Annotated in this window: 1 protein-coding gene; it reads right to left on the reverse strand. The window is 71.1% G+C overall.

Going from position 1 to position 1,171, the window contains the following annotated elements; translation table 11 throughout:
* Window positions 1-1,171 (reverse strand): methyltransferase (locus AOK24_RS44555; RefSeq protein ID WP_159052249.1); only part of this gene is annotated, 1,171 nt, incomplete at both ends.

Raw genomic sequence — 1,171 nt, forward strand, 5'->3', positions numbered from 1 at the left:
GCCTCCCTCGGCCCCGCCCGGGGCCCCGGACCCCTCTGCCCCCTCCACGACGTCACCCAACGTCCCCGACTCCGCGTAGTACTCGGCGAGTTCCCGCAGCGTCGGATGGTCGTAGAAGTCCCCCAGCGACACGGTCACACCGAACTCGTCCGCGATCCCGGCCACGATCTTCATGCCGGTGAGCGAGTCGAACCCGTAGGAGGCGAGGGGCTGTTCGGGGTCCACGTCCTCGTCCAGCTTCAGGCACCGCGCGACGATGGCGGCGAGCCGGCCCTGAAGTCGCCCGGACGGCACAGCACTTACGGCCGCCTCGACGGCAGCCTCTTCGACTACCGCTTCCCGCACAGTGATCGGCCGCAGCCCGTCGCTCTCCCCGACGATGACGTGCTGGCCCCGGGCCCGCCCGTCCGCGCCGGTCCCCCCGGTCACGGTGACGTCCCCGAAGCCCTGTTCCCGCAGCAACCTGCGCCAGGTGTCGGGGTGCACCAACGGCGAGTCCGGCAGCCGGAGTTCGCCGTCGTCGAACAGCCACCACCCGTCCAGGACCCCGCCCACGACCGTGGTGGAGTCCCGCACCTCGGTCAGCTCGTTGAGCACGAGCCAGCCCCCGGGCCGCAGCAGGTCCTTGGCCTTGCCGAGGGTCGCCCGCAGGTCGGCGGTGGCGTGGACGACGTTGGTCGCGAGGACCATGTCGTAGGTACCGGGCTCGAACCCCTGCTCCTGGTGCCCCCGTTCGAGGTCGAGGACCCGGAAGTTCAGGAAGCCGGGAGCGTCGTACTGCGGACGCAGCCGTGCCTCGGCGTGGTCCAGGAAGTGCTGGGAAATGTCGGTGAACCAGTACGACACCCGGTCGGCGTACGGCGCGAGGACCGGCAGCACGGAGTCCGTGGTCGCCCCGGTCCCGGCGCCGAACTCGACGATCCGCAGCCGCTCCCCGGGAGCCAGCCGGGCGATCCGGTGTTCGAGGTGGACGGCGACGGCGTCGCGGACCAGTTCGTTGAAGGAGTCGGTGAGCGGGTTGGCCTTGTAGAAGTCGGCGACCAGGGCCATCGAGGAGCCCGGGAACATGATCTCGGTGGCGCGGATCTCGCCGCGCAGGATCTCGGCGTACTGGCGCAGGAAGAGCCGGGTCAGGGTGACCGTGGGCGCGAGGTCGGGGTGGTCGGCGGCG

The sequence above is a fragment of the Streptomyces niveiscabiei genome, assembly GCF_001419795.1.
GTDB classification, from domain to species: Bacteria; Actinomycetota; Actinomycetes; order Streptomycetales; family Streptomycetaceae; genus Streptomyces; species Streptomyces niveiscabiei.